Annotated in this window: 19 protein-coding genes; 4 read left to right on the top strand and 15 right to left on the bottom strand. The window is 68.2% G+C overall.

Annotated features, from left to right (window positions below; translation table 11 throughout):
* Position 1: 1 nt before the first annotated feature.
* The 5 genes from H0X90_RS08085 to H0X90_RS08065 form a co-directional block, all read right to left on the bottom strand.
* Positions 2-1,117 (bottom strand): acetoin dehydrogenase dihydrolipoyllysine-residue acetyltransferase subunit, encoded by a 1,116-nt coding sequence (locus H0X90_RS08085; RefSeq protein ID WP_077190648.1) that lies wholly within the window; start codon positions 1,115-1,117, stop codon positions 2-4.
* Between the two features lie 4 nt (positions 1,118-1,121).
* Positions 1,122-2,126 carry an alpha-ketoacid dehydrogenase subunit beta gene (locus H0X90_RS08080; RefSeq protein WP_006485069.1) on the bottom strand — a complete coding sequence of 335 codons (1,005 nt, stop codon included), beginning with the start codon at positions 2,124-2,126 and terminating at the stop codon, positions 1,122-1,124.
* A gap of 54 nt (positions 2,127-2,180) precedes the next feature.
* Positions 2,181-3,164, bottom strand: a complete 984-nt coding sequence (locus H0X90_RS08075) for a thiamine pyrophosphate-dependent dehydrogenase E1 component subunit alpha (RefSeq protein WP_006485077.1) — start codon at positions 3,162-3,164, stop codon at positions 2,181-2,183.
* A gap of 77 nt (positions 3,165-3,241) precedes the next feature.
* Positions 3,242-4,018 (bottom strand): SDR family NAD(P)-dependent oxidoreductase, encoded by a 777-nt coding sequence (locus H0X90_RS08070; RefSeq protein ID WP_006496398.1) that lies wholly within the window; start codon positions 4,016-4,018, stop codon positions 3,242-3,244.
* 59 nt (positions 4,019-4,077) lie between these two features.
* On the bottom strand, positions 4,078-5,136 hold the full coding sequence (locus H0X90_RS08065; RefSeq protein WP_077190649.1) for an ATP-NAD kinase family protein: 1,059 nt from the start codon (positions 5,134-5,136) through the stop codon (positions 4,078-4,080).
* A 536-nt stretch (positions 5,137-5,672) separates the two neighbouring features.
* Here H0X90_RS08065 and H0X90_RS08060 point away from each other — a divergent pair.
* Positions 5,673-7,592 (top strand): sigma-54-dependent Fis family transcriptional regulator, encoded by a 1,920-nt coding sequence (locus tag H0X90_RS08060; protein WP_048985924.1) that lies wholly within the window; start codon positions 5,673-5,675, stop codon positions 7,590-7,592.
* 19 nt (positions 7,593-7,611) lie between these two features.
* Here the strand turns inward: H0X90_RS08060 and H0X90_RS08055 are convergent, their stop codons facing one another.
* Positions 7,612-8,046: a carboxymuconolactone decarboxylase family protein gene (locus H0X90_RS08055; RefSeq protein WP_034201641.1), complete on the bottom strand. Its 435-nt coding sequence runs from the start codon at positions 8,044-8,046 to the stop codon at positions 7,612-7,614.
* On the bottom strand, positions 8,030-8,491 hold the full coding sequence (locus H0X90_RS08050) for a MerR family transcriptional regulator (protein WP_006484054.1): 462 nt from the start codon (positions 8,489-8,491) through the stop codon (positions 8,030-8,032). The genes H0X90_RS08055 and H0X90_RS08050 overlap by 17 nt, the downstream gene beginning before the upstream one ends.
* A 287-nt stretch (positions 8,492-8,778) precedes the next feature.
* Between H0X90_RS08050 and H0X90_RS08045 the strand changes: the two genes are divergently transcribed.
* Together H0X90_RS08045 and H0X90_RS08040 are read left to right on the top strand one after the other, a co-directional pair.
* Positions 8,779-9,390 carry a helix-hairpin-helix domain-containing protein gene (locus tag H0X90_RS08045; protein ID WP_006496393.1) on the top strand — a complete coding sequence of 204 codons (612 nt, stop codon included), beginning with the start codon at positions 8,779-8,781 and terminating at the stop codon, positions 9,388-9,390.
* A gap of 88 nt (positions 9,391-9,478) precedes the next feature.
* Positions 9,479-9,910 carry a YidB family protein gene (locus H0X90_RS08040; protein WP_006484058.1) on the top strand — a complete coding sequence of 144 codons (432 nt, stop codon included), beginning with the start codon at positions 9,479-9,481 and terminating at the stop codon, positions 9,908-9,910.
* 129 nt (positions 9,911-10,039) lie between these two features.
* On the opposite strand, the gene clpB is transcribed toward H0X90_RS08040, so the two are convergent.
* Complete coding sequence (clpB, locus tag H0X90_RS08035; protein ID WP_006496391.1) at positions 10,040-12,637, bottom strand: ATP-dependent chaperone ClpB; 2,598 nt, start codon at positions 12,635-12,637, stop codon at positions 10,040-10,042.
* A 145-nt stretch (positions 12,638-12,782) separates the two neighbouring features.
* Positions 12,783-13,301, bottom strand: coding sequence for an Rrf2 family transcriptional regulator (locus tag H0X90_RS08030; protein ID WP_006484059.1), 519 nt, complete (start codon positions 13,299-13,301; stop codon positions 12,783-12,785).
* A gap of 253 nt (positions 13,302-13,554) precedes the next feature.
* On the opposite strand from H0X90_RS08030, the gene H0X90_RS08025 reads away from it, so the two are divergent.
* Positions 13,555-14,115, top strand: coding sequence for a group III truncated hemoglobin (locus H0X90_RS08025; RefSeq protein WP_077190650.1), 561 nt, complete (start codon positions 13,555-13,557; stop codon positions 14,113-14,115).
* Positions 14,116-14,177: 62 nt separating this feature from the next.
* Here H0X90_RS08025 and H0X90_RS08020 read toward each other — a convergent pair whose 3' ends face one another.
* The 6 genes from H0X90_RS08020 to H0X90_RS07995 form a co-directional block, all read right to left on the bottom strand.
* Positions 14,178-14,654, bottom strand: a complete 477-nt coding sequence (locus tag H0X90_RS08020) for a molybdenum cofactor biosynthesis protein MoaE (RefSeq protein WP_006482862.1) — start codon at positions 14,652-14,654, stop codon at positions 14,178-14,180.
* Positions 14,655-14,664: 10 nt separating this feature from the next.
* Positions 14,665-14,922 (bottom strand): molybdopterin converting factor subunit 1, encoded by a 258-nt coding sequence (gene moaD / locus H0X90_RS08015; RefSeq protein ID WP_006482857.1) that lies wholly within the window; start codon positions 14,920-14,922, stop codon positions 14,665-14,667.
* A 19-nt stretch (positions 14,923-14,941) separates the two neighbouring features.
* The gene (gene glp, locus H0X90_RS08010) at positions 14,942-16,189 is read right to left on the bottom strand and encodes a gephyrin-like molybdotransferase Glp (protein ID WP_077190651.1); all 1,248 of its coding nucleotides are present in this window, start codon (positions 16,187-16,189) and stop codon (positions 14,942-14,944) included.
* A gap of 246 nt (positions 16,190-16,435) precedes the next feature.
* Positions 16,436-17,887, bottom strand: coding sequence for a threonine synthase (gene thrC, locus H0X90_RS08005; RefSeq protein WP_006482856.1), 1,452 nt, complete (start codon positions 17,885-17,887; stop codon positions 16,436-16,438).
* Between the two features lie 12 nt (positions 17,888-17,899).
* Positions 17,900-19,228 (bottom strand): homoserine dehydrogenase, encoded by a 1,329-nt coding sequence (locus H0X90_RS08000; RefSeq protein WP_006482858.1) that lies wholly within the window; start codon positions 19,226-19,228, stop codon positions 17,900-17,902.
* Positions 19,229-19,281: 53 nt separating this feature from the next.
* Positions 19,282-20,520 carry a pyridoxal phosphate-dependent aminotransferase gene (locus tag H0X90_RS07995; RefSeq protein ID WP_077190652.1) on the bottom strand — a complete coding sequence of 413 codons (1,239 nt, stop codon included), beginning with the start codon at positions 20,518-20,520 and terminating at the stop codon, positions 19,282-19,284.
* Positions 20,521-20,662: the final 142 nt, after the last annotated feature.

Here is a 20,662-nt window from a genome sequence, read left to right as displayed (position 1 = left end):
GTCAGTCTCCGAGGAACGCGACGATCAGGCGGTTCACGTCGGCGGCCGCCTCCATCTGCACCATGTGCCCGCTGCCGGCGATCACCTCGGCACGCACGCCGTCCGGCAAACCCTGCGCATGTTGCGCGGGAATCACCTCGTCGCGCTCACCCCAGATCACCAGCGTGCGCGGCGCAAGCGTCGCGAGCCGGTCGCGGAACACGCGCCGCTGTGCGGCGCCGTCGAACGCGGCATCCGCGATCTTCTCCAGTGCGGCCTGCACGCCTTCGAGCCGCTTGTACTTGACGAGATCCTCGACGAGCTGCCGCGTGACCAGCGCGTGGTCCGCGAACAGCGCGCCGAGGTGCGGCTTCAGCGTGTTGCGGCTGTTGCCGGCGACGAAGCCGTCGATGTACGCGCGATTGATGTCGGTGCCGAGCCCCGCGCTCGCGATCAGCGTGAGCGACGCGACGCATTGCGGCGCGCGCTCGGCCACCGTCATCGCGACCGCGCCGCCCATCGAATGGCTGATCAGGTGCGCGCGCTCGATGTGCTGCGCATCGAGCAGCGCGAGCACCGCGTCGGCCAGTTCGTCGAGGCTGCCGTTCTCGACCGCCTTGCCCGATTCGCCGTGGCCCGGCAGATCGAGCGCCCACACCGGCCGGTGCGCGGCGAGCTCCGCGTGATTGAACAGCCAGTTGTTCAGGTCGCCGCCGAAGCCGTGGATCAGCACGGCCGGCGTGCCCGAACCGTCGCCCAGCTTCAGGAAGCGGATTGTGCGTCCGCCGATCTGCGCCTTCTCGGGCTGCGGGCCGGCCGCCTCGTCGGACGCCGCGCTCGGCACGAAATCGCGCTGGAAGTCGGCGATCGCCGCGTCGATGTCGACATCGCTTGCATCGGCCGCCGCGACCACACCGAGCAGCGCGCCGACCGGCAGCGTCTCGCCCTCCTGCGCGACCTGCCGGCGCAGCGTGCCGTCGAACGCGCATTCGACGCCCGACGAGATCTTGTCGGTCTCGACGTCGAGCACCTCGTCGCCCTTCGTCACGCGCTCGCCGACCGCCTTCAGCCAGCCGTTGACCTGCCCCTGCTCCATCGACAGCCCCCACTTGGGCATCGTGATCATGTGAATCGACATCGTGTCAGCTCCTCGTCTTCAGGACCGCCTGCGCAATTGCATCGGCGGACGGGATATACAGGTCTTCCAGCACGCCGGCGAACGGCGCGGGCGTATGCGGCGCGGTGACGAGCTCGATCGGCGCCTTCAGCGACCGGAACGCGCGCTGCGCGACGAGCGCGGCGATGTCGGTCGCGATCGAGCAGCGCGGATTCGCTTCGTCGACGACCACCACGCGCCCGGTACGCTCGGCGCTGTCGAGGATCGTTTCCTCATCGAGCGGCGACGTCGTGCGCAGGTCGATCACCTCGCACTGGATGCCGTCCTTCGCGAGCTTGGCGGCCGCGTCCATCGCGAGATGCACCATCCGGCCGTACGTGACGATCGTCGCGTCGTCGCCGTCGCGCATCACGTTCGCCTCGCCGAACGGAATCGCATAGGATTCCTCCGGGACGTCGCCCTCGCGCGTGTAGAGCAGCTTGTGTTCGAGGAAGATCACGGGATCGTTGTCGCGGATCGCCTGGATCAGGAGCCCCTTCGCGTCGTACGGCGTCGACGGGCACACGACCTTCAGCCCCGGGATGTGCGTGAACAACGACGTGAGCATCTGCGAGTGCTGCGCGGCCGCGCGCAAGCCGGCGCCGTACATCGCGCGGATCACGACCGGCGTCACGGCCTTGCCGCCGAACATGTAGCGGAATTTCGCGGCCTGGTTGAAGATCTGGTCGAAGCACACACCCATGAAATCGATGAACATCAGTTCCGCGACGGGCCGCATCCCGCACGCGGCGGCGCCGACCGCCGCGCCGATGTAGCCGCCCTCCGACAGCGGCGTATCGAGCACGCGGCCCGGAAACTTGTGGAACAGCCCCTTCGTCACGCCGAGCACGCCGCCCCATGCGTCGTCCTCGCCCGGCGCGCCCGCGCCGCCCGCGTTGTCCTCGCCCATCACGATCACGCTGTCGTCGCGCGCCATTTCCTGCGCGAGCGCCTCGTTGATCGCCTGCGAATAAGTGATCTTCCTTGCCATGTCTGTCTCCTGGAATGTTCGGTTCGCCGTGCCGGCTGCTGGGTCAGGCCGCGCTCACGGATACGACACGTAGACGTCGGCCAGCAGGTCGGCGGCATCCGGCAGCGGCGCCGCCTTCGCCTGCGCGACCGCGTCGTCGATCAGCGCCTTCACCTGTGCGTCGACCGCGCGCAGGTCGTCGGTCGTCAGCGCTTCGGCGCGCACGACGCGCGTTTCGAAATGTTTCAGGCAATCCTTCTCGTCGCGCAGCTTCTGCACTTCGCCCGGCGCCCGGTAGGTTTGCGCATCGCCCTCGAAGTGGCCGAAATAGCGCGTGAACTTCACCTCGACGAGCGTCGGGCCGCCGCCGTTGCGCGCACGCTCGACGGCCTCGCCGAGCGCCTCGTGCACCGCGAAGAAGTCGAAGCCGTCGACGATCACGCCCGGCATCCCGAACCCGTTCGCGCGATCGGCGATGTTGTCGGTCGCGACCGACCAGCTCGACGACGTCGCTTCCGCATAGCCGTTGTTTTCGGCGACGAAGATCGCGGGCAGCCGCCACACCGACGCGAGGTTCATCGATTCGAAGATCACGCCCTGGTTCGACGCGCCGTCGCCGAAGAAGCACACGCCGACGCCGCCCGTCTTCTTGTGCTTGGCCGCGAGCGCCGCGCCGCACACGAGCGGGCCGCCCGCGCCGACGATGCCGTTCGCACCGAGCATCCCCATCGACAGGTCGGCGATGTGCATCGAGCCGCCCTTGCCGTGGCAGACGCCCGTCTTCTTGCCGTAGATCTCCGCCATCATCCCGTGCACGTCGACGCCCTTCGCGATGCAATGGCCGTGGCCGCGGTGCGTGGTGGCCACGTAGTCGTCGAGGCCGAGATGCAGCATCGTGCCGACGGCGGACGCCTCCTCGCCCGCATACAGGTGAACGAAGCCGGGTATCTCGCCGGTCGCGAATTCGACGTGCAGGCGCTCCTCGAATTCGCGGATCGTGCGCATCAGCCGATAGGCGTCCAGCAGCGTGTCCCTGCTGAGCTGTGTCGAAGCGGTCATGTGTGTCTCCTGGGTGGGTCTGACTGCGAATGCCGCCCCGGCCATGCCGTGGCGGCGGATTGCACGGCCTGCGGCCGTCAGTGGAACGTGAAGCCGCCGTCGACGTTCACGGCCTGGCCCGTCACGTTGTCCATCGTCGCGAAGAACAGCGCGAGCCGGCCCATGTCCTCCGGCGTCTGCGCGCGGCCCTGCGGAATCAGCGTCAACTGGTGCCGCTGCCACGACTGCTCGACCGATTCGCCGTCGGTCTTCCATTCGTCGGACAGCCGGTCCCACATGTAGGTACGGACGATGCCGGGGCAGATCGCGTTGACGGTCACGCCGTCGCGCGCGAGCTCCTTCGCCAGCGCGTTGGTGAAGCCGACGACCGCGAATTTCGATGCGCTGTAATGCGCGAGATTCGGAAAGCCTTCCTTGCCCGCGATCGACGCGACGTTGATGATCCGGCCGCGCCCCTGCGCCTTCAGGTGGGCAAGCGCCGCCCGGCAGCCGAGGAACGTGCCCTTCGCGTTCACGTTCATCACGAAATCCCAGTCGCGCTCAGTCAGCTCGGCGACCGGATGAATGCTGATCACGCCCGCGCAGTTCACGAGGATGTCGAGCCCGCCGAGGTCGGCGAGCGCCTGCGCGACCATCGCGTCGACCTGCGCGGCCTGCGTGACGTCGACCTTCGCGATCGCCGCGCGGCGGCCGAGCGCACGCACCTCGCGCGCGGTGGCGTCGAGCGCGTCGTCGAGCAGGTCGGCCAGCAGGATGTCGGCGCCGGCGCCGGCGAGCGTCAGCGCGATGCCGCGGCCGATGCCGCGCGCGCCGCCGGTGACGATGGCGACCTGTCCTTCGAGAGGGGCTGTCATGGCGATGTCTCCTTGTTGATCGTGATGGATGGCGAAATGCCGTTGCGTACCGCGAAGCGTTAGTCGTGCCATGCACCGGCGTCGCGCAGCAGTTGCCGCGACGACGCGTAGCGCAGCGTGCGGCCGACGTCGACCGTCAACGGTCCGCGCCAGTCGAGCGCAATCTCGTAGCGATCGCCGCGCGCGACCTCGATCTCGCGCTCGCCGTCGAACGCGAGCGTGCCGCGCTCGAACGGAATCGCGTGCCACGAACCCGGTTCGAGCCGCTCGCAACTGCGCATCACGACACGGTCGACGCGCCCCGGCGCGATCGGCGCGACGAGCGGCGTGCCGGCCGTCCTGCCGGCTTCCGCGAAGCGCATCGCGAGCCCGTGCGGCGCGCTGCGTTCAAGCGGCGCCCATGCGCCGCCGAGCGCGGACAGGCCGATGCCGTCCGGTTCCGCGAACGTCAGGTAGAGCGAATCGATGTCGTCGGAGCCGGAAATCGCGCGTGCGCCGATGAAGCGTTGCCGCGCGGCGCACACGTCGACGAGCGCGATCTCCTCGCGCCCCGGCTGCGCGCCCGCGACGCAGCGCACGACGAGCCGCTTGTTGCGCACGAACGCGACCTCGGCCGGCACGGCGCCGGTTGCAGCAAGCCCGGCCGCGACGCCGGCGACGGTCGCCTCGCGATGTTCGGGAAACGCGTTGTTGGTGCCGGTGGACAGCGCGACGAGCGGCGTCGCGCCGCAATGCGCGGCCACCGCGCGATGGGTGCCGTCGCCGCCGAGCACGACGATCAGCGACACTTCCATCCGGTGCAGATAGGCCGCGCCGGCTTGCGTGTCGGCGACGGTATCGGTGATCGGCAGGTCGACGAATTCGACCTCGGGCCAGCGCTCGTGCGGCGCGACCGCGCGATGCGTGTCGATCGCGCGCAGCAGCAGCGTCGCGATGCCCGTGCGGTCGCGCAGCGTCAGCACGCGCTCGACGCCCATCGCGCCAAGGCCGGCCAGGAGGCGCACGATCATGTTCGCCTTCTCCGCGGTCGGGAACACGGATGCATGCGTCGTGAGGCGGCGGATGTCGCGCCCCGATGCGGGGTTCGCGATCACACCGACGGTAACGGGCGTCGTCACGGGTTTGTCTCCATCCAGTCGGCGGGGCCGGCGCATTGGCGCGTGCGTCGGCTCCACCTGTTTCGTCCGCTGCCATCGACGGGCGGCGGATCGTCGTCGCCGACACGATCGCGCCGGCTTGCCCGTGATCTCTGCAAGCGGCGTGCCATCGTGCGTGCGATAGCCGTGAAACCCGCGTGCACGCTGGCGTGGCGGGTGGGTGCCTGTTCCGGATGGGCGGCCGGGACGACGCCGCGCGCGGCGAATTCATCGGTGCGTCTCACGTCGTCGATACGTCGACGCGATCATCGCGGCCCCCGCGCAAGCCCGGCGTTCCACCCGCAAACCCCTGCATTTGCGCGGCGTCACGCAGGCGATGCGTGGCCGAACCAGCGCCGCACGCCACGCACGGGGTCGTCTCAACTGCGCGAGACATGGCGCGATACCGGTGAGACGACCGTCTCACGCGCGCCGCGTGCTGCGATGCAATGTGATCTGCCGGAACGGATGTGCTACAAGAACAGCGACATCCCCGCCGTACGGAACCGGAGCCGACCATGCCCTACGCCGTCCCCCAGGCCCAGCACGCCGACCGTGTCCTCGGCGCGCTCGCCGGGCGCCTGCCCGCGCCGGCCGATTCCGCGCGCCTCGTGTCGTCGTGGCAACGATCGCTGGAGCGCTACCGTCTCGACCCCGCTTCGTCGATCGGCCCGCGCGTGCTGACCGCGGCCGAACTGCGCGAAGTGCGCGACAAGGAGGAAGCCTTCCTGCGCGCGTCGGGCCAGTGCCTGACGCGGCTGCACGACATGATCCGCGTCGCCGACTACTGCGTGATGCTGACCGACGCGCACGGCGTGACGATCGACTACCGGATCGACCGCGAACGCCGCAACGACTTCCGTCACGCGGGGCTGCACATCGGCTCGTGCTGGTCGGAAAGCGAGGAAGGAACCTGCGGCGTCGCGAGCGTGCTGACCGATCTCGCGCCGATCACCGTGCACAAGACCGATCACTTTCGCGCGGCGTTCACGACGCTCACGTGCAGCGCGGCGCCGATCTTCTCGCCGGGCGGCGAACTGATCGGCGTGCTCGACGCGTCGGCCGTGCATTCGCCCGACGGCCGCGACAGCCAGCGCCTCGTCTACCAGCTCGTACGGCAGAGCGCGGCGTTGATCGAGGACGGCTACTTCGTGCACAGCACCGCGCAGCACTGGATATTGTTCGGGCATCCGAATCGTCACTACGTCGAGGCGCAACCGGAGTGGCTGATCGCGTTCGACGAATGCGGCAACATCGTCGCCGCGAACCGGCACGCGCGCGACGCGCTGCCGGCGCTGCGCGAGCCGCGTCATATCGACGAGATCTTCGACGCGACCGAGATGCCGCTGCGCGACGCCGCGCGGCTCGATGCGATCGTCGCGCTGCGGCTGCGCGCGACCGGCGCGCCGCTCTACGCGCGGCTGCGTGCGCCGCTACGGCGCGCCGGCCGCGAGCCCGGCGCGGCATCGCGCCGCCCGGGCAGCGCCGCGCCGCGTCACGTCGGCGCGCTGACGCCGTTCCTGCACAGCAGCGACCCGCGCATCGCGCAACAGGCCGAACTCGCGCTGCGCGTCGCGAGCAAGCGGCTGCCGATTCTCGTGCTCGGCGAGACCGGCGCCGGCAAGGAAGTATTCGCGCGCGCGATCCACGACGCCGGCGCGCGGCGCGCGCGGCCGTTCGTCGCCGTCAACTGCGGCGCGCTGCCCGAAGCGCTGATCGAGAGCGAACTGTTCGGTTACGCAGCCGGCGCATTCACCGGCGCACGCAAGCACGGCGCGCGCGGCAAGATCGCGCTCGCCGACGGCGGCACGCTGTTTCTCGATGAAATCGGCGACATGCCGCTCGCGCTGCAGACGCGCCTGTTGCGCGTGCTGGCCGACGGCGAGGTCGTGCCGCTCGGCAGCGATACGCCCGTGCGCGTCGATCTCGACGTGATCTGCGCGACGCACCGCGATCTCGCGCGGATGGTGGCCGACGGTACGTTCCGCGAGGATCTGTACTACCGGTTGAGCGGCGCGACGTTCGACCTGCCGCCGCTGCGCGAACGCGCGGACGTGCGCGACGTGATCGCCGCCGTGTTCGCCGAGGAAGCGCAGGCGACCGGCCACGTGCTCACGCTCGACGCGACGCTCGCCGAACAGCTCGCCGCCTACCCATGGCCGGGCAACGTGCGGCAACTGCGCAACGTGCTGCGCTATGCGTGCGCGGTGTGCGACGCCGCGCGCGTGACGCGGCGCGACCTGCCGGCCGACCTCGCCGCGCAACTCGGCGGCGCGCCGGCGGGCGCGCTGCCCGACGATGAACGCAGCCGCATCGTCGCCGCGCTCACCGCGCATCGCTGGCGGCCCGACGCGGCCGCCCGGGCGCTCGGCATCTCGCGCGCGACGCTGTACCGGCGCATCGCGAAGCACCGGATCGTCGCGCCGCACCGCGCGTGACGCACCGGCGCACGCGCCGTCATGCGGACTGCCCGGCCGCTTCGTTCGCGTCGTCTGCCACGCCGGCCGCTGCGTCGCGCCGCGTGAACACCTCGTGCGCGGCGAACAGCGCGTTGAGCGCAGCCGGCATCCCCGCATACACGGCCATCTGCATGAACACCTCGACGATCTCGTCGCGCGTGCAGCCGACGTTCAGCGCGGCCTCGATATGCACCTTCAGTTGCGGCTGTGCGTTGCCGAGCGCGGCCAGCGCCGCGATCGTCGCGATTTCGCGCGCCTTCAGGTCGAGCTGCGGCCGGCTGTAAATGTCGCCGAAGCTGAATTCGACCAGCAGCCGTCCGAAGTCCGGTGCGATCGGCGCAAGCGCCGCGATCACGCGCTCGCCCACTTCGCCGTCGATTTCCTTCAGCTTGTTCCAGCCGCGCGTGTAGCGATCCTCAACGAGTCGTTCCATCGTGTCCGTCCTGTTCCGGTAAAGAGTGAGAAGGATTCGCCCGTCGTTCCATTTCCCGTTCCTGCGCCTCGTAGTACGCGATCTTGTCGCCGATCGCGTCGAGGCTCGCCTGCAGTTCCGCGATATGCGCGCGCACCGCGTCGCGATGCGCGACCAGCAAGTCGCGCCGCGCGCCGAACGTCGACTCGCCCTGCTCGCGCAGCACCGCGAACGCCTGCATCTGCGCGATCGGCATGCCGGTCGCCTTCAGGCGCATCACGAAAGCCAGCCAGTCAAGGTCGGCCGGCGCATAGAGCCGGTGCCCGGCCGCCGTGCGCGAGATCGCGCGCAGCAGCCCAGCCTGCTCGTAATACCGCAACGTATGCGTCGACACGCCCGTCAGTTCGGCGACTTGCCCGATCGTCAGCGGACCGGCGGCGGAGGGTTGGGATACGGTTTTCGACATGGCAGGAACGAGGTTAGGAGTTAGAGTTCACTCTAAGTCAAGCCCTGTCTGACGGCCAGCGCGACGTTCTCCCGGGACACACCCTCGGACACCGTAAAGAATGGTCAAAATCGGCCCCCGGCACCGGTTTCGGCCTTTACAGCACCGCAAGCCTTCAGCAAGATTCGGTCAGCCTGTCTTAAAAAGGGCACGCATTTGTCCTATGCTTAACGGCGACGCCCGGCCACCTCGCGCGTCGTCATCCGTTGCAACAGCCATTCATCCGTCAGAACCAGGGAGCCTTTGCCATGCTGAAAAAGCTGCTGATGCTGTTCGTCGCGCTATCGCTGTCGCTCGCCGCCGGCCTTGCCGCGGCCGTCGAAGTCAACACGGCTGACCAGGCCGCGCTCGAATCCGTGAAGGGGCTCGGGCCCGTGAAGTCGAAGGCGATCATCGACGAACGCACCAAGAACGGCCCGTTCAAGGACGCCGACGATCTCGCGAACCGCGTGAAGGGCCTCGGCACGAAGTCGGTCGGGCATCTCGAGGAAAACGGCCTGACGATCGGCGGCGCATCGACGCCGCCGAAGGGCGTGAAGCTGTCGAAGCCGGCCGCGACGACGTCCGCGACCACGTCGACCACGACGTCGGCAGGCACCGCGTCGACGTCCACGACCGCGACGGCCGGCACGACGACCGCGGCGCCGGCGCCGACGGCAAGCGCACCGGAAGCGGCCGCCAAGCCGGCCAAGACCAAGCGTGCGTCGAAGAAGGAAAAAGCGGCAGCGGCGGCGGCGGCATCCGCCGACGCGGGTGCGAGCGCACCGGCGGCCGCGTCGTCCACGAAGGCGACGAAGGGTTCGAAGAAGAAGAGCAAGAAGGACAAGGCAGCCTCCGCCGCCGCGGCGTCGGGCGCCTGATGTGCGCCGCGCGCGCGACGGCGTGCGCGCGGCATTCGTTCAACGGGCGCCGTCGTCACGGCGCCCTTTTCAGTGAAGGTGAAGAACCATGGGTCTCCTCGACATCGTTGGCGGTCTGATCGGCGGCCAGGCCGGCGGCAACTCCCAAAGCGCGCTGATCACGACCGCGCTCGAATTCATCAACAACCAGCCGGGCGGCCTGAACGGGCTGATCGAGAAGTTCAAGGCCGGCGGCGCCGGCGAGATCATCGGTTCGTGGGTCGGCACCGGCGAAAACCAGCCGATCTCGGCCGATACGCTGCAGAACGTGCTCGGCTCGGACGTCGTCGGCTCGCTCGCGAGCAAGGTCGGCATCGATCCGTCGCAGGCGTCGTCGATCCTCGCGCAGGTGCTGCCGCACGTCGTCAACGGCGCGACGCCGAACGGCGAAGTGCCGGCCGGCGGCCAGGTCGACACGTCGAACGTGCTCGGCACGCTCACGCAACTCGCCGGCATGTTCGGCGGCAACAAGCAGGCGTAAGCCCGCCGCGCAGCGCGCCGACATCCCGCGCAGCGGTTTCGGTCGCTCCATATGCAAACACCCCGCCGAGGCGGGGTGTTTGTTTTTGCGCGCCCGGCGCGAACCGGGGACGCTGCCGATGGCAGGCGATCAGTGCACGACGCGGTCGAACACGAACTGGCCGTCGTTGACGTCGACCGGGATCACGTCCTTCGGACCGAAGCGACCCGCGAGGATCAGCTTCGCGACCGGGTTCTCGATCTCCTGCTGGATCGCGCGCTTCAGCGGCCGCGCACCGAACACCGGATCGTAGCCGACCTTCGCGATCTGTTCGAGCGCAGCGGGCGACACGTCGAGCGCCATGTCCAGCTTCGCAAGCCGGTCGTGCAGGCGCGCCAGCTGGATCTTCGCGATCGACTCGATGTTGCTGCGGTCGAGCGCATGGAACACGACGACGTCGTCGATCCGGTTCAGGAACTCGGGGCGGAAATGCTGCTTCACCTCGAGCCACACGGCGTCCTTGATCTCGTCCTGCGGCGAGCCGGTCATGGCCTGGATCACCTGCGAGCCGAGGTTCGACGTCATCACGATGACCGTGTTCTTGAAGTCGACCGTGCGCCCCTGCCCGTCCGTCATGCGGCCGTCGTCGAGCACCTGCAGCAGCACGTTGAACACGTCCGGATGCGCCTTCTCGATCTCGTCGAGCAGGATCACGCTGTACGGCTTGCGGCGCACGGCTTCCGTCAGGTAGCCGCCTTCCTCGTAGCCGACATAGCCGGGCGGCGCGCCGATCAGGCGCGCGACGCTGTGCTTCTCCATGAACTCGCTCATGTCGATGCGGATCAGGTGCTCTTCCGAATCGAACAGGAACGACGCCAGCGCCTTGCACAGCTCGGTCTTGCCGACCCCCGTCGGGCCGAGGAACAGGAACGAGCCGTACGGACGGTTCGGATCGGCGAGACCCGCGCGCGACCGACGGATCGCATCGGCCACCGCGCTGATCGCCTCGTCCTGGCCGACCACGCGCTCATGCAGCTTTTCCTCGATGTGCAGCAGCTTCTCGCGTTCGCCCTGCATCATCCGCGACACGGGAATCCCCGTCGAACGCGACACGACTTCCGCGATTTCCTCGGCGCCGACCTGCGTGCGCAGCAGGCGCGGGCGCGTCGGGTTGTGCTGCTCCTGCTCTTCGGCCTGCGTGACCTGCTTCAGTTGCGACTCGAGCTGCGGCAGCTTGCCGTACTGCAGCTCGGCGACCTTCTCGAGCTTGCCTTCACGCTGCAGGCGCGCGATGTCCGCCCGCACCTTCTCGATCTCTTCCTTGAGCTGCGCGCTGCCCTGCACCGCGGCCTTCTCGGCGGTCCAGATCTCTTCCAGGTCCGCATATTCGCGGCCGAGGCGTTCGATCTCTTCCTCGATCAGCTGCAGGCGCTTCTGCGACGCTTCGTCCTGCTCCTTCTTCACGGCTTCGCGCTCGATCTTCAGCTGGATCAGACGACGGTCGAGCTTGTCCATCTCTTCGGGCTTCGAATCGATTTCCATCTTGATCTTCGAAGCGGCTTCGTCGATCAGGTCGATCGCCTTGTCGGGCAGGAAGCGGTCGGTGATGTAGCGGTGCGACAGCTCGGCCGCGGCGACGATCGCCGGGTCGGTGATGTCGACGCCGTGGTGCAGTTCGTACTTCTCCTGCAGCCCGCGCAGGATCGCGATCGTCGCCTCGACGCTCGGCTCGTCGACGAGCACCTTCTGGAAGCGGCGCTCGAGCGCGGCGTCCTTCTCGATGTACTTGCGGTATTCGTCGAGCGTGGTCGCGCCGATGCAGTGCAGCTCGCCGCGCGACAGCGCCGGCTTCAGCATGTTGCCCGCGTCCATCGCGCCTTCGGCCTTGCCCGCGCCGACCATCGTGTGGATCTCGTCGATGAAGACGATCGTCTGGCCTTCGTCCTTCGCGATGTCGTTGAGCACCGCCTTCAGGCGCTCCTCGAACTCGCCGCGATACTTCGCGCCGGCGAGCAGCGCGGCCATGTCGAGCGACAGCACGCGCTTGCCCTTCAGCGTCTCGGGCACTTCGCCGTTGACGATCCGCTGCGCGAGCCCTTCGACGATCGCCGTCTTGCCGACGCCCGGCTCGCCGATCAGCACCGGGTTGTTCTTGGTGCGGCGCTGCAGGATCTGGATCGAGCGGCGGATTTCGTCGTCGCGGCCGATCACCGGATCGAGCTTGCCCGCGCGGGCGCGCTCGGTCAGGTCGACCGTGTATTTCTTCAGCGCCTCGCGCTGGCTTTCCGCATCCTGGCTGTGCACCTGCGAGCCGCCGCGCACCGCGGCGATCGCGGCTTCCAGCGCCTTGCGCGTGAGGCCGTGCTGACGCGCGAGCTTGCCGGCATCGCCCTTGTCGTCCGACACCGCGAGCAGGAACATCTCGCTCGCGATGAACGTGTCGTTGAGCTTCTGCGCTTCCTTGTCGGCCTGGTTCAGCAGCCCGGCCAACTCACGGCCGATCTGGATGTCGCCGCCCGTGCCCGTCACCTGCGGCAGGCGCGAGATGGCTTCGTTCAGCGCGCCTTGCAGCGCCTGCACGTGCACGCCCGCACGCGACATCAGCGAGCGGGCCGAGCCGTCCTGTTGCGCGACCAGCGCCGCGAGGACGTGAACGGGTTCGATGTATTGATTGTCGCGGCCTGCCGCGAGGCTTTGCGCGTCCGCGAGTGCTTCCTGGAACTTGGTGGTGAGCTTGTCGATTCTCATTTAGTCGAGACCTCCAATTTTCGATTAACACCAAGATGAGGATGGTTATGCGGCTTTCAAGCGAAATTCGGGTTGATTCAGCGCAAAAAATGCCGGATCGCCTGATAACGGCCGGCGGCGTGACGGGATGGGGGGCGCCCGCGTGTCAGTGGGCCTTGGACGACGGCTCGGCGGCCGCCGACACCTCGTCCGGCTCCGGCGCCGCACGCACGAGCGCGACCGGGCGAATGCCGAGCAGCGCCACGAGCGGCGACGCAGGCTCGGCCAGTTCGCCGATCGTGTGACGATCGAGCTCCGCGAAGAAGGCATCGCGCGCGGCCGCGAGCACACCCTTCAGCCGGCACTGCGGCTCGATCACGCAGCCGCGCGATTCGCTGTCGTCGGGCGAAAAGCAACCGACCAGCGCGAAGTCGTTTTCGGTCGCCCGCACCACCTGGCCGACCGTCAGTTGCAGCGAATCGGCGAACAGCCGCAACCCGCCGTTACGGCCCCGAACGGTGTCGACCCAGCCCAGCTCGCCGAGCTGCTGCACCACTTTCATCAGATGGTTCTTCGAGATGCCGTAGGCGTCCGAGATCTCCTGGATCGTCGCGAGCCCCTCGCCGCGCACGGCCAGGTACAGCATCACGCGCAGCGAATAGTCGGTGTAGTCGGTGAGTCTCATGAGCGAATACGGAAAAGATCGATCGTGCCCCGATTACCTGAACCGAGCCGATCGCGATGCGTGCAGGGGCCGATCGATGGTGCCGTTGCGCGGCCCCGGGTTGCCGGGATCGCGTGCGCGCAATAAGATGCGTGACATCTACACGTTTTCCAGGGGTTATTGGACGCTATTTTGCGTCAAAATCCGGCCGGCGTCCTGCTCGTCACCCGTGCCGCCGCGCCGTCGCTGCCCCGATCCACCGGCCATTTTCGTCATGACTGCCCTGCCCGCCTCGCCCGAATCCGCACCGGCCCGCCCCCGCGACGCCGAGCCGACCGAAGACAACATCCGCGATCTCGTCTACGCGTTCTACGACCGCGTGCGCGCCGATCCGCTGCTCGGACCCGTGTTCGACGCGAAGCTGGCCGGCCGCTGGGACGATCATCTGCCGAAGATGATGACGTTCTGGTCGAGCCTCGTGCTCGGCACCAAGGGCTATCGCGGCAACGTGCAGCAGGCGCACCAGCCGCTCGACGGGATCGAGCCGGCCCACTTCAGCCGCTGGCTGTCGCTGTTCCTGAAAACCGTCGAAGCGCGCTACGCGCCGCCGGCGGCGCTCCGTTTCATGGAGCCCGCGCTGCGGATCGCGCAGAGCCTGCAGTTGAGTCGGTTCGGCTGGGATTACCAGATTCCGCCCGAGCAGCAGGCGCTGCTCGACGCGATCGCGCCGCGCCGTCGCGACGCGGGCGACGATCCGCACGCGTTGCCGTCGCGGGCCCGCGGCGAGCCGTTTCCGACCAAGATCATCGGGCGCAGCGTCGACCCGGACGCGTAACGCCCGTCACCCGCGGCGCTCGCGCGCATGCGGCACATCGCCGCATCGTTCGCGCGCCGCGCTCAGCGCCGCGTGTTGCCCGACTCGACGCCCCAGCGCGCGAGCGCGGCGTCGTCGGTGCTGCGCGCATCGACCCAGCGCTCGCCGTCGGGCGTCGTTTCCTTCTTCCAGAACGGCGCTTCGGTCTTCAGGTAATCCATCACGAATTCGCACGATGCAAACGCATCGCCGCGGTGCGACGCGACCGTCGCGACCATCACGATCTGGTCGAGCGGCAACAGCCTGCCGACGCGATGCACGATCGCGACGTCGATGCCCGGCCAGCGCCGGCCGGCCTCGGCCGCGATCTTCTCGAGCGCCTTCTCGGTCATTCCGGGATAGTGCTCGAGCTCCATCGCGGCGACCGACTCGCCTTCGTTCAGGTCGCGCACCGTGCCGACGAAGCACGCGACCGCACCGATCTTCGGGTTGCGCGCCCGCAATGCCGCCACTTCGGCATTCAGATCGAAATCGTCGGTCTGGACTCGTACCGTTGCCATCGCCCGGCCCTCAACCGCCCGTCACCGGCGGAAAGAACGCGACCTCGCAGCCTTCGGTGAGCCGCGTGTCGGGATCGGTCATCTCGTGGTTGCACGCCATGCGCAACGCGCGCCCTTCGGCGAGCGTGTCGGCCCACGCGCCGCCGCGCACGCGCAGCCACGCCCGCACGTCGCCGACGGTCGTCACGCCGTCCGGTACGGTGGCTTCTTCATCGGCGACGCCCAGCGCTTCGCGCACGCTTGCAAAAAATTTCAGCTGAATCTTCATGGTTCGGGAAGCCGTCGCGTTACGACAGCAGTTCGGAAAACGGAATGAAACGCACGGTCTCGCCGGCGCTGATCGCGTGCTGCGGCGGATTGTCGATCAGGCCGTCGCCCCAGACCGTCGACGTGAGCACGGCCGAGCTCTGGTTCGGGAACAGGTCGAGGCCGCCGGCCGCATTCACGCGCGCACGCAGGAATTCGTTGCGCCGGTCGCCCTTGCTCTGCGAAAAATCGGCACGCAGCGACAACGCGCGCGGCGCGACGTCGCGCATGCCGGACAGGCGCAGCAGGAACGGTCGCACGAACAGCAGGAACGTGACGAAGCTCGAGACCGGGTTGCCGGGCAGCCCGATGAAATGCGCGTCGGCGCGCTCGTCGCCGCGGCGCACGGCACCATACGCGAGCGGCTTGCCGGGCTTCATCGCGATCTGCCACAGCGCGAGCCGCCCTTCCGCCTCGACGGCCGGCTTCACGTGATCCTCGTCGCCAACCGACACACCGCCGCTCGTCAGGATCACGTCGTGATCGCGGGCGGCCTCGCGCAGCGTGTCGCGGGTCGCGGCCAGCGAGTCGGGCACGATGCCGTAGTCGGTCACGTGACAGCCCAGCCGCTCCAGCAGCCCGCGCAGCGTGAAGCGGTTCGAGTTGTAGATCGCGCCGGGTTTCAGCGGCTCGCCGGGCATCGTCAGTTCGTCGCCGGTGAAGAACACCGCCACGCGAATCCGCCGCGCGACCGACAGCTGCGCGCAGCCGACCGATGCGGCGAGACCCAGCGCCTGCGGCGTGAGCCGCGTGCCGGCCGGCAGGATCACCGCCCCCTGGCGGATGTCCGCGCCCTGCGCGGTGATCCATTCACCGGCCTTCGGCGTGTGCAGGATCTCGACCGCGTCGCCGTCGGCCGACGCCTGCTCCTGCATCACGACCGCGTCGGCGCCGGGCGGCACCGTCGCGCCGGTGAAGATCCGCGCGGCCGTGCCGGCCGCGAGCGGTTGCGCCGGATGGCCAGCCGGAATGCGCTGCGACACCGGCAACCGCCGATCGCCGTGCAGCAGGTCGGCGACGCGCACCGCATAGCCGTCCATCGCGCTCGTGTGCATCGGCGGCACGTCGAGCGGCGAGCTGACGTCGGCCGCCAGCACGCGGCCGAGCGCGTCGAGCGTGGCGACGGTTTCGGCGCCGGACAGCGGCTTCGCGGCATCGAGCAGCGCGGCGAGCGCCTCGGCGGTCGACAGCATCGGCGCGCGCGGCGCCGCGGGATTCGGGTTCGACATCGATGGAATCGGGGATCGTTGGAATCAAACCGTCATTGTAGCGACGCCGTCACGCGCACGCGCGATATGGCGAGCATGCGAAGACTGTGATCGGCGCGAACGCGCGGGTCTGGCACTTGTTTCGCGCGGAGAACGATGCCCGGATGCCGAGCCCGCGAACCAAACGAAATGGCCGGAACCCGATCCGTTCGACGAATCGGCGTTCCGGCCGTCCTGCGCCGCCGGGCCTGCGGGCCCGGCCGTGCGTCATGCGCCCGTATGGGCGGCGATGAAGTCCTTCACCTGCTGCGCGTCGGCCTTCACGACCTCGAAGCGCTGCGGCAGCGCCTCGAGCCCGTCGAATGCGGCCGGCCGCTCGGCTTCGCGGTCGAGCGCTTCGCGGATCGTCTCGCCGAACTTGATCGGCTGCGCCGTCTCGAGCACGACCATCGGCACGCCGGCTTCCAGGTGCTCGCGCGCGACCTTCACGCCGTCGGCCGTATGCGTGTCGATCATCGTGTCGTAGCGCGAGAACACGTCGCGGATCGTCGCGATGCGGTCGGTGTGGCTGCTGCGGCCCGACACGAAACCGAATTCGGCGACGCGCGCGAAATCGCCGCTCGCCGCGAGATCGAAGCCGCCCTTCTCCTCGACGTCGCGGAACAGCTGCATCACGCGGGCCGGATCGCGGCCGAGCAGGTCGAACACGAAGCGCTCGAAGTTCGACGCCTTCGAGATGTCCATGCTCGGGCTGCTCGTGTGATAGGTGTTCTCGGCGCTGCGCACGCGATACGCGCCCGTGCGGAAGAACTCGTCGAGCACGTCGTTTTCGTTGGTCGCGACCACCAGCTTCGCGATCGGCAGCCCCATCATCCGCGCGATGTGGCCCGCGCAGACGTTGCCGAAGTTGCCCGACGGCACCGTGAACGACACGCGCTCGTCGTTGGACTGCGTCGCCGCGAAGTAGCCCTTGAAGTAGTAGACGACCTGCGCGACGACACGCGCCCAGTTGATCGAGTTGACGGTGCCGATCTTCTGCTGCGCCTTGAATGCATGATCGTTCGACACGGCCTTCACGATGTCCTGGCAATCGTCGAACACGCCTTCGACCGCGAGGTTGAAGATGTTCGGATCCTGCAGGCTGAACATCTGCGCCGTCTGGAACGCGCTCATCTTCTTGTGCGGCGACAGCATGAACACGCGCACGCCGGCCTTGCCGCGCATCGCGTACTCGGCCGCGCTGCCGGTGTCGCCCGACGTCGCGCCAAGGATGTTCAGCGCTTCACCGTGCTTCGCGAGCGTGTACTCGAACAGGTTGCCGAGCAGCTGCATCGCCATGTCCTTGAACGCGAGCGTCGGGCCGTTCGACAGTTCGAGCAGCGACAGCGCCGCGCCGTGCTCGGTGCCGAGCGTCTTCAGCGGCGTGATGTCGGACGCGTTCTCGCCGTGGCGCGTGTTGCTGTACACGGCGGCCGTGTACGTGCGGCGCGTGATCGCGCGCAGGTCGTCGGCCGGCACGTCGTCGCAGAACTTCGACAGGATCTCGAACGCGAGATCCGCGTACGACAGCGTACGCCAGCGCGCGAGCTCGTCGGCCGACACCTTCGGATACTCGGCAGGCAGGTAGAGCCCGCCGTCCTTCGCGAGACCGCCGAGCAGGATGTCGGAGAACGTATGGCGCTCGCCGATGCCGGCGCCGCGCGTGGAAATGTAGTTCATGTCGTCCTCGGCTCAGTTCAGCGCTTCCATGCGCAGCTTCGTGACCTTCGAGACCACCGTCGCCAGGCTCTCGATCTGCGCGATCGCCGCGTTGACGTTCTTCTCGACCGTCTCGTGCGTGATCAGGATGATGTCGGTCTCGCCGTTCGCGCCGTCGATCTGCTCCGATTCCTTCTGCAGCAGCGCGTCGATCGAGATGCCCGATTCGGCGAGGATGCGCGTAATCGCGGCGAGCACGCCGGTCTGGTCGGCGACGCGCAGGCGCAGGTAGTAGCCGCTCGTCACTTCCTCGATCGGCAAGATCGGCGTGTTCGACAGGCTGTCCGGCTGGAACGCGAGATGCGGCACGCGATGCTCGGGGTCGGCCGTGTGCAGGCGCGTGACGTCGACGAGATCCGCGACGACGGCCGACGCGGTCGGCTCCGCGCCCGCGCCCTTGCCGTAGTACAGCGTCGTGCCGACTGCGTCGCCGTGCACGACGACCGCGTTCATCGCGCCCTCGACGTTCGCGAGCAGGCGCTTTTCCGGAATCAGCGTCGGGTGCACGCGCAGCTCGATGCCGTTTTCGGCGCGGCGCGTGATGCCGAGCAGCTTGATCCGGTAGCCGAGCTCCTCCGCGTAGCGGATGTCGGTCGCGTCGAGCTTGCTGATGCCCTCGACGTACGCGCGGTCGAACTGCACCGGCACGCCGAACGCGATCGCGCTCATGATCGTCGCCTTGTGCGCGGCGTCGACGCCTTCGATGTCGAAGGTCGGATCGGCTTCCGCGTAGCCGAGCTCCTGCGCGGCCTTCAGCGCGGTCGCGAAGTCGAGCCCGCGGTCGCGCATTTCCGACAGGATGTAGTTGGTCGTGCCGTTGATGATGCCGGCGATGTACTGGATGCGGTTCGCGGTCAGGCCTTCGCGCAGCGCCTTGATGATCGGGATGCCGCCGGCGACGGCCGCCTCGAACGCGACCATCACGCCCTTCTCGCGCGCGGCTTCGAAGATCTCGGTGCCGTGCACCGCGAGCAGCGCCTTGTTCGCCGTCACGACGTGCTTGCCGTTCGCGATCGCGCGCAGCACGAGCTCGCGCGCGATACCCGTGCCGCCGATCATCTCGGCGATGATCGCGATCGACGGATCGTCGACGACCGCGTTGAAATCGTCGGTGATCTGCGCGGCGGCGGCGTCACCGCCGAGCGCAGCCTGCGCCTTGGCCGGGTTGCGCACGGCAATGCGCGCCACCTCGATGCCGCGCCCCGCGCGTCGCTTGATTTCTTCCTGGTTGCGGCGCAGCACCGTGAAGGTGCCGCTGCCCACCGTGCCGAAGCCCAACAGGCCAACTTTGATCGGTTCCATGCTGCGTGTGATCGATGAGTAAGAAGTAGTGAGTTCCGTGTGGTCCTGCCCGCTCAGACCGAATGGCGCTTGCGGTAGCCGTCGAGGAAGCGTGCGATCCGGTTGATCGAATCGGTCAGGTCGTCGAGGTTCGGCAGGAAGACCACGCGGAAGTGGTCGGGCGTCGTCCAGTTGAAACCCGTGCCCTGGACGAGCAGCACGCGCTCCTCGAGCAACAGGTCGAGAATGAACTGCTGGTCGTTCTGGATCGGATAGAGCTTCGGGTCGAGGCGCGGGAACATGTACAGCGCGGCCTGCGGTTTCACGCAGGTCACGCCCGGGATCGACGTCAGCATGTCATACGCGAGTTCGCGCTGCTTGTACAGGCGCCCGCTCGGCACGATCAGCTCGATGATGCTCTGATAGCCGCCGAGCGCCGTCTGGATCGCGAACTGGCCGGGCACGTTCGCGCACAGGCGCATCGACGACAGGATGCCGAGCCCCTCGAGGTAATCCTTCGCGCGCCGGCGGTTGTCGCCGCCGAGGCCCGACACGGCCATCCAGCCCGCGCGGTAGCCGCACGAGCGATAGCTCTTCGACAGGCTGTTGAACGTGACGGTGATCACGTCCTCCGACAGCGCACCGAGCGCCGTGTGCTCGAGGCCGTCGTAGACGATCTTGTCGTAGACCTCGTCGGCGAATACGATCAGCCCGTGCTGGCGCGCGATCTCGAGCAGCTCCAGCAGCAATTCGTCGGAATAAAGCGCGCCGGTCGGATTGTTCGGGTTGATCACGACGATCGCCTTCGTGTTCGGCGTGATCTTGCGGCGGATGTCGTCGAGATCGGGCATCCACGCGTTCTGCTCGTCGCACACGTAGTGGACCGGCGTGCCGCCCGACAGGCTCACGGCCGCCGTCCACAGCGGGTAGTCGGGCGCGGGCAGCAGCACTTCGTCGCCGTCGTTCAGGAGCGCCTGGGTCGCCATCACGATCAGCTCGGACGCGCCGTTGCCGATGTAGATGTCGTCGAGGCCGACGCCGACGACGCCCTTTTCCTGCGTGTAGTGCATCACGGCCTTGCGCGCCGAGAACACGCCCTTCGAATCCGAATAGCCGGACGACGCCGGCAGGTTGCGGATCATGTCCTGGATGATCTCGTCGGGCGCGTCGAAACCGAACGGCGCGAGGTTGCCGATGTTCAGCTTGATGATGCGGTGGCCTTCTTCCTCGAGGCGCTTCGCGTGCTCGAGCACCGGGCCACGGATGTCGTAGCAGACGTTGAGCAGCTTGTTCGACTTCTGAATCGGTTTCACGACGACACGGTTCCTGGGTTGGCCTTGCGGCCGGGGGGACGGGATCAAAACTGGAAAGCGGCCGGTCTGTGCGCGCTGTCTAGACTGGGAAAAAGCGGCGGTCGGACGCGGCTTGTGGCGACGCACGACGCAAGTGGCGCCC

The sequence above is a fragment of the Burkholderia sp. 9775_39 genome (assembly GCF_015712225.1).
GTDB classification, from domain to species: domain Bacteria; phylum Pseudomonadota; class Gammaproteobacteria; order Burkholderiales; family Burkholderiaceae; genus Burkholderia; species Burkholderia cenocepacia.
The sequence above is the reverse complement of the archived record's forward strand: the minus strand, read 5'-3'. Positions and strand labels throughout refer to the sequence as shown.